This window comes from Helicobacter pylori oki112 (genome assembly GCF_000600085.1).
Lineage (GTDB): Bacteria > Campylobacterota > Campylobacteria > Campylobacterales > Helicobacteraceae > Helicobacter > Helicobacter pylori_CY.
Genome location: NZ_CP006821.1, coordinates 1,624,995 through 1,637,925, shown reverse-complemented (window position 1 = coordinate 1,637,925; position 12,931 = coordinate 1,624,995). Strand labels below are relative to the sequence as shown.

Annotated in this window: 15 protein-coding genes and 1 pseudogene; 8 read left to right on the top strand and 8 right to left on the bottom strand. The window is 39.0% G+C overall.

All coding sequences use genetic code 11. The annotated features are described in order from the left end of the window. Nucleotides 1-134 precede the first annotated feature (134 nt). The 4 genes and pseudogenes from HPOKI112_RS07870 to HPOKI112_RS08525 all read left to right on the top strand — a co-directional run bounded on the left by HPOKI112_RS07870 (nt 135) and on the right by HPOKI112_RS08525 (nt 3,142). On the top strand, nt 135-653 hold the full coding sequence (locus HPOKI112_RS07870; RefSeq protein WP_025276532.1) for a hypothetical protein: 519 nt from the start codon (nt 135-137) through the stop codon (nt 651-653). A 239-nt stretch (nt 654-892) separates the two neighbouring features. Beyond that, nucleotides 893-1,654, top strand: a complete 762-nt coding sequence (locus HPOKI112_RS07865) for a YaaW family protein (protein ID WP_000323696.1) — start codon at nt 893-895, stop codon at nt 1,652-1,654. An 84-nt stretch (nt 1,655-1,738) separates the two neighbouring features. Beyond that, nucleotides 1,739-1,879 carry a hypothetical protein gene (locus HPOKI112_RS08385; RefSeq protein ID WP_000071328.1) on the top strand — a complete coding sequence of 47 codons (141 nt, stop codon included), beginning with the start codon at nt 1,739-1,741 and terminating at the stop codon, nt 1,877-1,879. Between the two features lie 352 nt (nt 1,880-2,231). Beyond that, nucleotides 2,232-3,142 (top strand): annotated as a pseudogene (locus HPOKI112_RS08525) (YaaW family protein). A 98-nt stretch (nt 3,143-3,240) separates the two neighbouring features. Here the strand turns inward: HPOKI112_RS08525 and flgG are convergent. The 4 genes from flgG to pdxJ form a co-directional block, all read right to left on the bottom strand. Beyond that, entirely contained in the window at nt 3,241-4,029 is a 789-nt protein-coding gene (gene flgG / locus HPOKI112_RS07850) for a flagellar basal-body rod protein FlgG (protein ID WP_000946440.1), read from the bottom strand. Between the two features lie 178 nt (nt 4,030-4,207). Next, entirely contained in the window at nt 4,208-5,230 is a 1,023-nt protein-coding gene (gene tsaD / locus HPOKI112_RS07845) for a tRNA (adenosine(37)-N6)-threonylcarbamoyltransferase complex transferase subunit TsaD (RefSeq protein ID WP_025310084.1), read from the bottom strand. A 204-nt stretch (nt 5,231-5,434) separates the two neighbouring features. Beyond that, on the bottom strand, nt 5,435-6,358 hold the full coding sequence (gene pdxA, locus HPOKI112_RS07840) for a 4-hydroxythreonine-4-phosphate dehydrogenase (RefSeq protein ID WP_025310083.1): 924 nt from the start codon (nt 6,356-6,358) through the stop codon (nt 5,435-5,437). A 1-nt stretch (nt 6,359) separates the two neighbouring features. After that, nucleotides 6,360-7,148 (bottom strand): pyridoxine 5'-phosphate synthase, encoded by a 789-nt coding sequence (pdxJ, locus tag HPOKI112_RS07835; RefSeq protein WP_025276529.1) that lies wholly within the window; start codon nt 7,146-7,148, stop codon nt 6,360-6,362. A 135-nt stretch (nt 7,149-7,283) separates the two neighbouring features. Between pdxJ and wecA the strand changes: the two genes are divergently transcribed. Genes wecA through HPOKI112_RS07820 form a run of 3 tightly spaced genes read left to right on the top strand, consistent with a single transcriptional unit; the run spans nt 7,284 to nt 9,331 of the window. Beyond that, complete coding sequence (gene wecA, locus HPOKI112_RS07830; RefSeq protein ID WP_025276528.1) at nt 7,284-8,294, top strand: undecaprenylphosphate N-acetylglucosaminyl transferase WecA; 1,011 nt, start codon at nt 7,284-7,286, stop codon at nt 8,292-8,294. After that, complete coding sequence (gene lpxF / locus HPOKI112_RS07825) at nt 8,291-8,887, top strand: lipid A 4'-phosphatase (protein ID WP_014535114.1); 597 nt, start codon at nt 8,291-8,293, stop codon at nt 8,885-8,887. Before wecA ends, lpxF begins: the two co-directional genes overlap by 4 nt. A gap of 9 nt (nt 8,888-8,896) precedes the next feature. Further along, entirely contained in the window at nt 8,897-9,331 is a 435-nt protein-coding gene (locus HPOKI112_RS07820; protein ID WP_025276527.1) for a hypothetical protein, read from the top strand. 191 nt (nt 9,332-9,522) lie between these two features. Here HPOKI112_RS07820 and metI read toward each other — a convergent pair whose 3' ends face one another. The 4 genes from metI to ribE are packed head-to-tail and all read right to left on the bottom strand — an operon-like array spanning nt 9,523 to nt 12,070. After that, the gene (metI, locus tag HPOKI112_RS07815) at nt 9,523-10,170 is read right to left on the bottom strand and encodes a methionine ABC transporter permease (protein ID WP_025310082.1); all 648 of its coding nucleotides are present in this window, start codon (nt 10,168-10,170) and stop codon (nt 9,523-9,525) included. Between the two features lies 1 nt (nt 10,171). Beyond that, complete coding sequence (locus HPOKI112_RS07810) at nt 10,172-11,155, bottom strand: methionine ABC transporter ATP-binding protein (protein ID WP_025277232.1); 984 nt, start codon at nt 11,153-11,155, stop codon at nt 10,172-10,174. 21 nt (nt 11,156-11,176) lie between these two features. Further along, on the bottom strand, nt 11,177-11,449 hold the full coding sequence (locus HPOKI112_RS07805; RefSeq protein ID WP_001044055.1) for a FlhB-like flagellar biosynthesis protein: 273 nt from the start codon (nt 11,447-11,449) through the stop codon (nt 11,177-11,179). After that, on the bottom strand, nt 11,450-12,070 hold the full coding sequence (ribE, locus tag HPOKI112_RS07800) for a riboflavin synthase (RefSeq protein WP_025276525.1): 621 nt from the start codon (nt 12,068-12,070) through the stop codon (nt 11,450-11,452). Between the two features lie 74 nt (nt 12,071-12,144). Between ribE and HPOKI112_RS07795 the strand changes: the two genes are divergently transcribed. Continuing rightward, entirely contained in the window at nt 12,145-12,909 is a 765-nt protein-coding gene (locus tag HPOKI112_RS07795; protein ID WP_025276524.1) for a TatD family hydrolase, read from the top strand. The last annotated feature ends 22 nt before the right edge of the window (nt 12,910-12,931 follow it).

Below are 12,931 nucleotides of genomic sequence, written 5' to 3'. Positions count from 1 at the left end.
GGGCGTTTTATGCTTAAATTTAAAAAATAATGCACTAATCACTAATCACTAATCAATAATCACTAATCACTTCACTAAAGAGGGGGTTGGTGGGATTTGAGTGAGCGGTAGAAATCAAATTAAAGGATTCAATTGTGATTTATACATTAGCTGTATTTTTTCCATGGGTAGCTTTTTTCTTGAGAGATAGGATTTTTTCGGCTGTATTCAGCTTTATTCTTTGGATCATTTTTGGTTATAATATTTTTGCTTTTGTTTTTTCAGGAGGTGGAGTTTTCGGTATTTCTTTGATTTTAGAGTCATTTTTTTTGTGGGTAATACTGACTGTTTGGTGCTGTTTAGTCATGCATTCAGATCAGAAGCAAGAAGACATGGAACAACTTATTAATGTTATTAATGGAATTGTTAAAGCAAATTCCGGTAAATCTTTACACCTAGAAACACAACAAACAAATGAAGCTAATGATATGAAACAATCTATTGGTGAAACCTCTAAAACAAATTCTAACGAAGCTGATGCAACCCGCATTCTTATTTGTGTATTTATTTTCTTTTTAGCCATTATTTTATTAGTTGCTTTTTTTATAAAAGGAGGATACCAATTAAGCAATAACCCAAGCATTGATGCTAAAAACCCTAATAACCCTGAATAAAAGGGCAAAAAGTAAAGGTTAGAAAAAATGGGGATAAAAATCCCCCTTTAATGTTTAAAAGAATTGATGCCTTAAAGCAATTTATAGAACTAAGAGCGTTGGGCTTTTAGCCTTTTTAGAATATTAAGTATAGTTTTAGACAAATGATATTAAAATCAGTAACCACTTTAGAAAAACAGCGATGGAGCGTGAAAAGTCGTTTGTTTTTAATAAGTGATAAAACAATATAAAGGAATAATATGGCATACAAATATGATAGAGACTTGGAATTTTTAAAGCAATTGGAATCTAGTGATTTATTGGATTTGTTCGAGGTGCTTGTTTTTGGTAAAGACGGCGAAAAAAGACACAATGAAAAACTCACAAGCTCCATAGAATACAAAAGGCATGGCGATGATTACGCTAAATACGCAGAAAGAATCGCTGAAGAGTTGCAATACTATGGGAGCAATAGTTTTGCGAGTTTCATTAAAGGCGAAGGAGTCTTATACAAAGAGATTTTATGCGATGTGTGCGATAAATTAAAGGTCAATTACAACAAGAAAACTGAAACGACTTTAATTGAACAAAACATGCTTTCTAAAATCTTAGAAAGAAGTTTGGAAGAAATGGATGATGAAGAAGTGAAAGAAATGTGCGATGAATTGTCCATAAAAAACACCGACAATTTAAACAGACAAGCCTTAAGCGCGGCGACTTTAACGCTGTTTAAAATGGGAGGCTTTAAATCTTATCAATTAGCTGTCATTGTTGCGAATGCGGTCGCAAAAACCATTCTAGGGCGTGGTTTATCGCTTGCGGGCAATCAAGTGCTTACAAGAACTCTGAGCTTTTTAACAGGTCCTGTTGGCTGGATCATTACAGGCGTATGGACAGCGATTGATATTGCAGGGCCGGCTTATAGGGTAACCATACCGGCATGCATTGTGGTTGCCACTTTACGCCTAAAAACACAGCAAGCTAGTGAAGATAAGAAGTCGTTGCAAATAGAATCCATTTAAGCTTTTTTTAGGGAAAAGGGTATAGAATGGAGACCTAGATGCGAAAAATGCATCTAGTTTTTATTTTAATTTAAGGGAGACACAATGAGTAACAGTTGCAGCAATCAAAACCACAATCAAAAAGGTGATGCTAAAAATCAAAACAACGAAAGTTGTCAAAAAAATAGCCAAAACCAAGCTAATCAATGCAACGCTAACCACGAACATAAAAACGATAAAAAGTAAGGGTTAGAGGGTTAAAGGAGGGGGTTTCTTGTGCCAAAAATCAAAGTAGCGTTTCATTAAATTATACCTAAAGAAAAATCAATAGTTTCCTACTTTCAAATCAGATTTATCTTATCCAAAATGATAAGCGTATCAAAATATTTTAATTATTATTATTCTTTGGTTGTAAAATCAATAAAGCCCATTAGCATTTGTAACGCAATATTCATGCGCAGTTAGCGGGTGTGATTGAGCCTTTTAGGGCGTTAGACATAATTTTAAAAAATGATGCTGTAATCACTAATCACTAATCACTAAAAGAGGGGGTTGGTAGGATTTGAGCGAGTGGTAGAAGTAAAATTAAAGGGATTGCATGGCATACAGACATGATGAAGACTTAGAATTTTTAAAGCGATTAAGCTCTAATGATTTGAAAGATTTGTTTGATGTGCTTGTTTATGATGAAGATGGCACACTAAGAATGAATGAAGAATTGACAAATTCAACAGAATATAAAAGGTATGGCCATGATTACGCCAAATACCCCGAAAGGATCGCTGAAGAATTGCAGTGTTACGGGGGCAATACTTTTATTAATTTTTTTAGAGATGAAGGGGTCTTATACAAAGAGATTTTGTGCGATGCGTGCGATCATTTAAAGGTTAATTACCATGAAGAATCTGAAACCTCTTTGATTGAGAAAAACATGCTTTCTAAACTTTTGAAAGGTAGTTTGGAAAAAATGAGTGGGAGAGAGATTAAAGAACTCGGCCATGAATTGGACATGTCAAATATTGATAAAATGATTAGCGAAAACAAACAACTCCTAATCGCATCTGTTTTAACGCTGTTTCAAGCGGGTGGCTCTCATTCTTATATGTTAGCTATAGCTGTTGCAGATGCAATGGTAAAAAAACTCTAGGGCATGGTTTATCATCTGTGGTGGGTAAAGTAGTGCTTAAAAAAACTCTAGGCATTTTAGCTGGGCATATTGGTTGGGTCATTACAGGTGCGTTAGTGAGCATCAATCTTGCAGGGCCGGCTTATAGGGTAACCGTTCCGGCATGCGTTTTGATCGCCGCCTTACGCCTAAAACTGAAAGCGGAACAAGAAGCAAATAAAACTAAGAAAATGTAGTATCTGGTTATTGTTTTTTGTATTCTCATTGGTCTGGCTGTTTTGGCTGTTTTTTACATGAAAGGGAAACACCATTCAAGCAATGACCCAAGCAATAGCCAAACAAGCGGTGTTGAAAACCTTAAAAACCCTAGCCACAAGAATTAAAGAATGGTAGCAACCGCTCCAAAACACAAAACCACCCCAAGCACAAAAACAACAAGGGAGCAGAGATTAAAGAGCGTTAAGGAGAGTAAAATCCCCTTTTAGCGTTTGAGGGAATTGACGGTTTGGAGCATGGCATCAGCGGTTTGAATGCTTTTAGAATTGGCTTCATAAGCCCTTTGAGCGGTGATTAGATCCGTCATTTCTTCTACCAATCTCACATTGCTCAATTCCAAAAAGCCTTGCCTTAACTTGCCCAATCCTTGAGAATCCGGGTTGCCCACAATCGCATCGCCGCTAGCGTTGGTGATTGAGAACAAATTATCCCCCATAGAATGAAGCCCCGCCGGATTGACAAAATTAGCCAGCGTGATCTGCCCGATCACATTAGAGGTCGTTTGCAAGCCTTGAGTCACGCTCACCGTACCATCCACACCGATGTTTACTTGCGTGGTGTCTTCAGGTAAAGTGATTTGAGGGATGAGAAGATAGCCTTCGCTCGTTACAAGATTGCCCTGTTCGTCTAGCTTAAAATTCCCGCTTCTTGTATAAGCGGTGGTGCCATCAGGCAACTGGACTTGAAAAAAGCCTTTACCCGTAATGGCAACATCCAAATTATTTTCCGTTTCTTTAGGGCTGCCTTGCGAAAACATTTTAGTGATCGCGCTAGGACGCACGCCTAAGCCCACCTCCATGCCATCTGGCGATAAAGTCGTATTGCTTGTGTTGGTGCCAGCGTATTGCATCGCTTGGTAGAACAAGTCGTTAAAATCCGTGCGAGATTTTTTAAACCCGGTGGTATTGACATTGGCGATATTGTTTGAAGTGGTGTCAATGTGCGTTTGTTGGGCAAGCATCCCTGAAGTGGCACTATAGAGAGAGCGAAGCATTTTTTCCCTTTAAACTAAAACTTAATAACCTAAAATTGTAACCAAAATAAGATTAAATTTGACTAAAATGCTCTTTTTTAACACCCTCTTTTTTAAGCTCTTGCCTCAGAATAACCGATACTTGACGCTATTGATAAATTTTAGGGCGTTTTATCATGCGCTTTCTTTTTGTATCCATTCACTCAAAACTTTTTAACAGCGTTCTTGGCGAAATGTTGGCGTTTTCTAAAGGGACAAAGCGCTTTTTTTGATAAGCTTCTAGGCTGGATCGCCCTATCATGGCGGCATTGTCGCTGCAAAATTCTAAAGGGGCTAAAACAAGCTTGCAATCAAACTCAACGCACAAATTTTCAAACGCCTTTCTTAAAGCCAAATTTTGGCTCGCTCCCCCCACAATGCCAAAAATTTTAGGGCGTTTGATTTTAAAATAGCGTTTAGTCTGCTGGATTAAATGCTCAATAGCCGCGCTTTGAAAATGATAGCCAATCTTTTGTTTGATCGCTTCATTCAAATTATGGGCGTTTTTTTCAACCTCCAAACGCACCGCATTTTTTAAGCCTGAAAAACTAAAAGCCAGATTCGGGCTGTTTTTTAAAGGGATAGGGAACATTAAAGGCTCGTTTGGGTGCATGTAATCAAGGGCTAATTTTTCCACTATAGGGCCTCCTGGATAGCCTAAATCAAGCATTTTAGAAACCTTATCAAAACTCTCCCCAAAGCTATCATCTAAACTCGTGGCAACGATTTTAATATTCTCATAATCTCTAGCCTCTAAAATCAAAGAATGCCCCCCAGAGACTAAGAGCACGCTTAAAGGCATGCAGGTTTGTTTTTCATTGATAAAGAGCGAATACACATGCCCTCTCAAATGGTCTTCCAAAATCAAGGGCAAATTCAAAGACAAGCTTAAGGCTTTTGCCATCATCAAACCTTCTATTAAAGTAACGCTCAAACCTGGCTGATTGGTGATAGCGATGGCTTTGAGCTTGGAAAAATCCTTATTCAAGCTTATTTTAATGCGTTCTAATAAGAGCGACAAATTCTCAGCATGCAAGCGCGATGCAAGCTCAGGCACAACGCCCCCATAAGAGCTGTGGTGCTTTTCTTGAGAGATTTTAAAATGAGCGATGAGTTTGGCGTCCTTTATTCTTGTAAGGGCTAAAGAGCTGTCATCGCAAGAACTTTCAATGCTTAAAATCATTATCTTTATCTTTGGGTGGTGTTTTTGCTTGAATTATACCTTGTTAGCAATACTCTAAAGCCTTTAAACCAAAACTAAAAAGTGGATTTACAAAAATACCAATGAATAGAAAGCTAGAATTAAACATTGAGCATGAAGAATAAAGAGATGAAATCTAAAATTAAAGCTTTGAATGAAATAAGCCCCCTTTCTAGAAAAAAGCCTTTAAGCCAAATATTTGATCGCATTCAAATAGCTTTTGTTGTTCGCTTTGTTTTGATAAGCGATATCAAACGCCGTGCCGTGGTCAGTGGAAGTGCGTAAAATGGGGGCGTTCAAACTCACATTGATGCTTTCATCAAAATAGAGCGCTTTTAAAGGGGCTAGCCCCACATCATGGCTCATGCTCACATAAAAAGGGGTTATTTTGCGCTTATTGGGGGCAAAAGCGCTATCAGCAGGCAGTGGTCCTAAAAAACATTCAAAGCCCAGCGTTTGGTTGCTCTTTTGAATGGCCTTTAAAATCTTTTCATCTTCTTCCCCAAACAAGCCCTCTTCGCCCGCATGGGGGTTAAAACCACACACTTGAACGATTTGAGCTTGAGTGCTTTTTTGAAACGCTAGTAAAAACCGGATCAACGCTCCCACTTGAATGAGTTGAGAAACCGCGCTTAAAGGCACGTGGTCGCTAAATAGCCCCACAAAGAGTTTTGAACACCCAAGCATCATGATGATTTGATGATCTTTGTAGCGTTGTTTTAAAAAATCGGTATGCCCCACAAAAGGGATTTGAGCTTGTTGCCATGCGAGTTTGTTGATAGGCAAAGTGCAAATGCCATCCACTTCTTTATCATCCGCTAACTCGCAAGCCTTTTTAAAACTCTCAAAACTATACGCCCCGCTTTGAGCGCTGACTTTGCCTATCGTGCTAGAGTTTAATAAGGGTAAGGGGGCATCAATAGTGAGCGCGTTAAGCGTTTTAGTTCCATAAGCGTTATGAAGCAATTGATTGGCCCGCTCTAAAAGTTCGCTATCAATGAGATACAACGGCTCACAAAGTGTGCTCACTTCCTTATGGCTCTTTAAAATCAATTCTAAGCCTACGCCCTGAACATCCCCGCAACTGATCGCAATTTTCTTTTTAGCCATTTTATCGCTTAATGAGTTGCGCCATTTCTAAAATCGCTTTTTCTAAGCCCACTAAAACCGCTTTTGAAACCACGCTATGACCGATATTAAGCTCTCTTAAAGAGGGGATTTTTAACAATTCTTTCACGTTAGAATAATTCAACCCATGCCCCGCACACGCCGTGATGCCCATAAAAAACGCTTCTTTACTCATTCTTCTTAATTGCAAAAAGGCGTTGTTCAATTCTTCTTTCAGTTCTTTAGGGCTTTTGTCTTTGAGCGCGCTAATGGCATGGATTTGATTGTTAGCGTTAGAATACAGAGCGTTGTGCAAATTCGCATACACCCCAGTGTGGAACTCCACTTGCTTGACTTGATACTCCCTTGCAAAATGCAAGGCGTCTTTTAAAGGGTCAATAAACAAAGACACTTCAATACCCTTATTGTGATACGCTCTAATAACCTCTCCTAAACCCTTTAATGAGCAATCCAATCCCCCCTCTGTCGTAACCTCATTTCTGTTTTCAGGCACGATCGTAACCTTACTTGGCTTATTTTTTAAAGAGCATAAAAAATCAGTGATGGCTGCATTGATAGAGCATTCAATATTAATAGGCAAAGGGCTTATTTCAAGTAGCCTCAAAACATCTTCATTTTGAATGTGCCGTCTGTCTTCTCTTAAATGAATGGTGATTAAATCCACTTTATGGGTGTTTTTAGCGATGAATAGGGCTTCTAAAATCTCAGGCTCATAAGTCTTTCTCACTTCTCTTAAAGTAACAATGTGATCAATATTCAATCCAAAACGCATGGCTATCCTTTATTTTATAATAATGATTTTTGGAATTGTAACATAAAACCCGCCTCTTACACCTATAAGATTTTATCATCAAGCTATCTTTTGCTATAATACCCAAAACAAAATGTCAATTAAATCCAATAAAAAGTGTTGTGGGTGCTATATTTTTTAACCAGTTTATTTATTTGCTCTTTGATTGTTCTGTGGTCTAAAAAATCCATGCTTTTTGTGGATAACGCTAATAAGATACAAGGCTTTCATCATGCAAGAACCCCACGAGCCGGGGGGCTTGGAATCTTTCTTTCTTTTGCGTTGGCTTGTTATTTTGAGCCTTTTGAGACGCCTTTTAAGGGGTTTTTTGTTTTTTTGGGTTTGTTGTTAGTCTTTTTAAGCGGTTTTTTAGAAGACATTAACCTTTCACTCAGCCCCAAAATACGCCTTATTTTGCAAGCTGTAGGGGTCGTTTGTATCATCTCATCAACGCCTTTAGTGGTGAGCGATTTTTCGCCCCTTTTTAGCTTGCCTTATTTTATCGCTTTTTTATTCGCAATTTTTATGCTAGTAGGTATCAGTAACGCTATTAATATCATTGATGGGTTTAACGGGCTTGCATCAGGGATTTGCGCGATTGCGCTTTTAGTCATTCATTATATAGACCCTAGCAGTTTATCTTGTTTGCTGGCTTACATGGTGCTTGGGTTTATGGTGTTAAATTTCCCTTTAGGAAAGATTTTTTTAGGCGATGGGGGGGCGTATTTTTTGGGCTTGGTGTGTGGGATCTCCCTTTTACATTTGAGTTTAGAGCAAAAAATCAGCGTGTTTTTTGGGCTCAATTTAATGCTTTATCCGGTCATAGAAGTGCTTTTTAGTATCCTAAGACGCAAAATAAAACGCCAGAAAGCCACCATGCCAGATAACTTGCATTTGCACACCCTTTTATTCCAATTCTTGCAACAACGCTCTTTCAATTACCCCAACCCTTTATGCGCGTTTATCCTTATTCTGTGCAACCTGCCTTTTATTTTAATAAGCGTCTTTTTCCGCTCAAATCCTTACGCGCTCATTGCCATTAGCCTGGTCTTTATCGCATGCTATTTAATGGGCTATGCTTATTTGAACAGGCAAGTTTGCGCTTTAGAAAAGCGAGCGTTTCAATGAAAAAGCTCAAAAGTCTTTTTTTGATCCTGCTCTTATGGGTCTATCCTTTAAGGAGTGAGCCAATCAATGAGGGGGCATATATTTTAGAAGAGATTGGCGATGTGCTTAGGTTTTTGCCTATTTTTGTAGGCACGGTCAGTTTGGCGATGCGCGATTATAGAGGGTTAGGGGAATTAGCGGTCGGCACATTGGTTACTCAAGGCGTGATTTATGGCCTTAAAGGAGCTTTTAGCAACGCCCATAAAGATGGGGCTAGAGTGGAATTTGCCAAACGCCCGTGCTGTAATTCTTGGAGAGGCATGCCAAGCGGGCATGCTGGGGGGGTGTTTAGCGCGGCTGGGTTTGTGTATTACCGCTATGGGTGGAAACCAGCTCTTCCTGTGATCGCTCTTGCAATCCTCACTGACGCTAGCAGAGTGGTGGCAAGACAACACACGATCTTGCAAGTTACGATCGGCAGCCTTATCGCATGGGGGTTTGCTTATTTATTCACTTCACGCTACAAACCTAAGCAATGGATGCTCTATCCTGAAATTTCTAGCGATTTTAAGGGCAGTAGCCGCTATGGGGTGAGCTTTTCTTATCAATGGTAAAGGGATAAAGTGCTAAAAAAATTATTATTCATTGCGCTCTTTTTAGGGTTTTTAAGAGCGCAAGGTGAACATTATGAAATCATTGTTGAGCTTTCAAAGGCTTTTGTGAAAGCCCAAGAAGTTTTGACTACGATCCATCAAGCTTATAAAACCTGCATAGAAACCGGGCATGATCGCACCCAAATACGCCTTCAAAGCACTTTTTTAGAGAACTTGTCTCAAACAGAACAGCAATTTGATGGCTATTTTGAGAAGGATTTTAAAAGCGTAGAAGTTTTAAAAACCTTGCTTAAAGACATCCAATCGTTAGAAAAAGCTTCCAACAAGCTTGCATGCATTGCTCCAAAAAACGCTCAAAATTTTGAAATTTTAGAAGGAGCGATAACGCAAATCATAGACTTAGAAAAACAGATGGATAAATTTATCAATGGCCATTCAAAATAAAGCCCATTTTTGCATAGCGATTTAATTGAATATTGATTGTAAAAAGCTTTAATTCAAGTGTTGAGCGATAACCTTTTAAAGCGTTTTTAGAGAATTGAGTTTCGCCACAAACAAAGCTTAGCGATCCTATTTAAAAAGCTAAAGCGTATTAAAGTTGACTTTGAATATTCGTATTTGATGAGAGCCAAATCCTAATACTTATGCTTTCTTAGGCGTTTCACCACATAATCCCCTACGCTTTGAACGATTTGCACCAAAACAATAATCACAACCACCGCATAAAAAAGCACATCGCCCCTATAACTTTGATAGCCAATCCTAATGGCTAAATCCCCCAAGCCCCCAGCCCCTAACGCTCCCGCCATAGCCGAATAGCCTATTAAAGAAATTAAGGTGATGGTGATATTGTTCACTAAAGAGGGCAGGCTCTCTAAAAGCATCATTTTAATGACTTCCAAATGAGACGCTCCCAAACTTAAAGTGGTTTCAATCTTGCCATGCTCTACTTCCATTAAAGAATTTTCAAAAAGCTTTGCGACAAAAGGAATGGCTGAAATGGCTAGCGGGATAATGCTCGCGCTAGAGCCAATGCTTGTGCCAATTAAAAAGCGCGATAAAGGCAGGAGCAAAATAATGAGAATGATAAAAGGGAAAGAGCGAGTCATGTTGATAGAAGTGTCTAAAATCTTATGCAAAAGGGGTTTGTTTAACAAATGCCCTTTTTTACTCACTAACAATAAAACCCCCAAAGGCAAGCCAAAAACAACTGCCAAAAAGCTCGCTACAAACACCATATAAAGCGTTTCTAGCGTGGCTTGAATGAGCATTTGAGAAATCATTTTAATCCTTTAATTTTTCAACCTGTAAGCCTAAAGCGTTTAAATACTCTAAAGCCCTTTGAGTCTCTGCAACATTGCCTAAAAACCGCACCACTAAATACCCTATATCTTTAGTCGTAAGCTCTTCAATGTTGCCTGAAATGATGCTCACATCTATTTTAAAACGCCTGATCAAATTAGAAATGATCGGTTCGTCTAAATGCTCCCCTAAAAACACGATGCGATAAACGTCTTGCGATTTCTTATCTGCATGCTCGTTTCTGATGCCAAGCAATTCTTTAGTAACGGCATGTTTAGGGTTAGCAAAAATTTCTTCTACCGAGCCTCTTTCCACAATTTCGCCGCTGCTGATCACACACATTTGATTGCACAATTCCTTAACCACTTCAATCTGGTGCGTGATGAAAACGATACTCAAATTGAGCTTTTTTTGAATGCCGCTTAAAAGCGTTAAAATAGAATGCGTGGTTTTAGAATCCAATGCGGATGTGGCTTCATCGCAAAGCAATAAATCAGGGCAATTCGCTAAACTCCTAGCGATCGCTACTCGTTGTTTTTGCCCGCCGCTGAGCTGTTTAGGATAAAAATGCATTTTATCTTCTAGCCCCACTAATTCCAATAATTCATGCACCCTTGATTGTATCTTGGTTTTTTCCCATCGCGCGATTTCTAAAGCGAAAGCGACATTTTCAAACACATTTTTAGCGCTCAATAAATTGAAATGCTGGAAAATCATGCCTATTTTTTGGCGCGCTTTTTGCAATTCTTTAGGCTTTAATTTTAACAGATTGACCCCATTGACTAAAACTTCGCCAGAACTGGGGCGCTCCAAGCAATTGATTAAGCGGATGAGCGTGGATTTCCCCGCCCCTGAATAGCCTATCACGCCTAAAATATCGCCTTTTTTTAATTCCAAATTCACGCCCTTTAGAGCATGAAACCCGTTTTCATAAATCTTTTCAATGTTTTTTAATTCTACTACCATCGTTTTAACTTTGTATTTTGCTCACTGGGACATTTGCGCGTTATTTTCCACGCTATTGAGCCATAAAAACACTTGCACCACGCTTTCATACAATTCTTCAGGTATCGTGCAGTCTAATTCCACCTTTAAAAGCGAATCCACCAGCATGGGGTTAGAAAAGAGCGCTATATCGTATTCCTTAGCTTTTTGAATGATCCTTTTAGCCACTTCGCCCACCCCGCTTGCGATCACTTTTGGGGCATGATCTTGCCCCATGTTATAGGCTAGAGCGGCGGCTTTTATGGTTTTATTCATCTAATACCCTAAAGTCAAAGAATCCGCGTCATTCCAAGAGAAATTTTTTTCAAACCCTTTTGTTTTTTTCAAAATAGACGCCACGCTGCGAACCAGCATGTCCGTTTCAATATTCACGCGCCGTTTGAGTTTATAAGTCTTAAAAAGGGTGTTTTCTAAAGTGTAAGGGATAATCGTTAGCCAAAACCCCTTTTCTTCTACCTTGCTTAAAGTCAAACTCACCCCATCAACTGCAATAGAGCCTTGCTCAACGCACAATAAAAGCGTTTCTTTAGAAGCGCTGATGAAAAAATCCACTTGATTAGCGTTGTGAATGATTTTTTCAATGACCCCGATAGCGTCAATATGCCCTTGCACAAAATGCCCATCCAAACTCGCATCGGCTTTTAGAGCTGGCTCAATATGGACTAAATCCTTGTAATTTTCTAACGCTACGCTGTTTTGGGTTTTTTGGCTCAATTCCACGCTAAAATGCGTTTTTGAACTTTCTATGGCGGTCAAACATGCCCCATTAATCGCAATGCTGTCGCCAAGCTTGGGATTGAGATCGCTCTCTACGCTTAAAATATTGTTTTGGAAACTTTTCACTTTAGCTATTTGATGGATTAGACCGCTGAACATCGTTAATGATTATTTTCCTTATGTTAAAATGCTTAAATATTGTAACATATTAAATAAAACCATAGGATAAAAGCATGTTTATTGATACGCATTGCCATTTGGATCACAGGGATTATGAAAACGATTTAGAAGAAGTGTTAAAAGAAAGCCTAGAAAAAGGCGTTACTCAATGCGTGATTCCGGGCGCGGACATGAAAGATTTGAATAGAGCAATAGAAATTAGCGAAAAATTTGAAGGCGTGTTTTTTGCCATAGGCGCTCACCCTTATGATGTGGAGAGTTTTGATGAAAGCCTGTTTGAAAAGTTTGTTGGGCATCAAAAATGCGTGGCGATAGGCGAATGCGGACTGGATTACTACCGCTTGCCTGAATTGAATGAAAGAGAAAATTATAAAAGCAAGCAAAAAGAAGTTTTTACCAAACAGATTGAGTTTTCTATCCAACACAACAAGCCCTTGATCATCCATATTAGAGAGGCGAGTTTTGATAGTTTGAATCTTTTAAAAAGCTATCCTAAAGCTTTTGGGGTGTTGCATTGCTTTAACGCTGATAGCATGCTTTTGGAATTAAGCGATCGTTTTTATTATGGGATAGGAGGGGTTAGCACCTTTAAAAACGCTAAAAGACTGGTAGAGATCCTCCCTAAAATCCCTAAAAACAGGCTTCTTTTAGAAACGGATTCGCCTTATTTGACCCCACACCCTTTTAGAGGCACCAGGAATAGCCCTGTGTATATCCCTTTAATCGCTCAAAAAATTGCCGAAATCATCAACATAGAGATTGAAGAGCTCGCTTCTTTAAGCACGCATAACGCCCAAACGCTCTTTAGTTTCCCCTAAAAATAAGGCTATATTTAAAAAA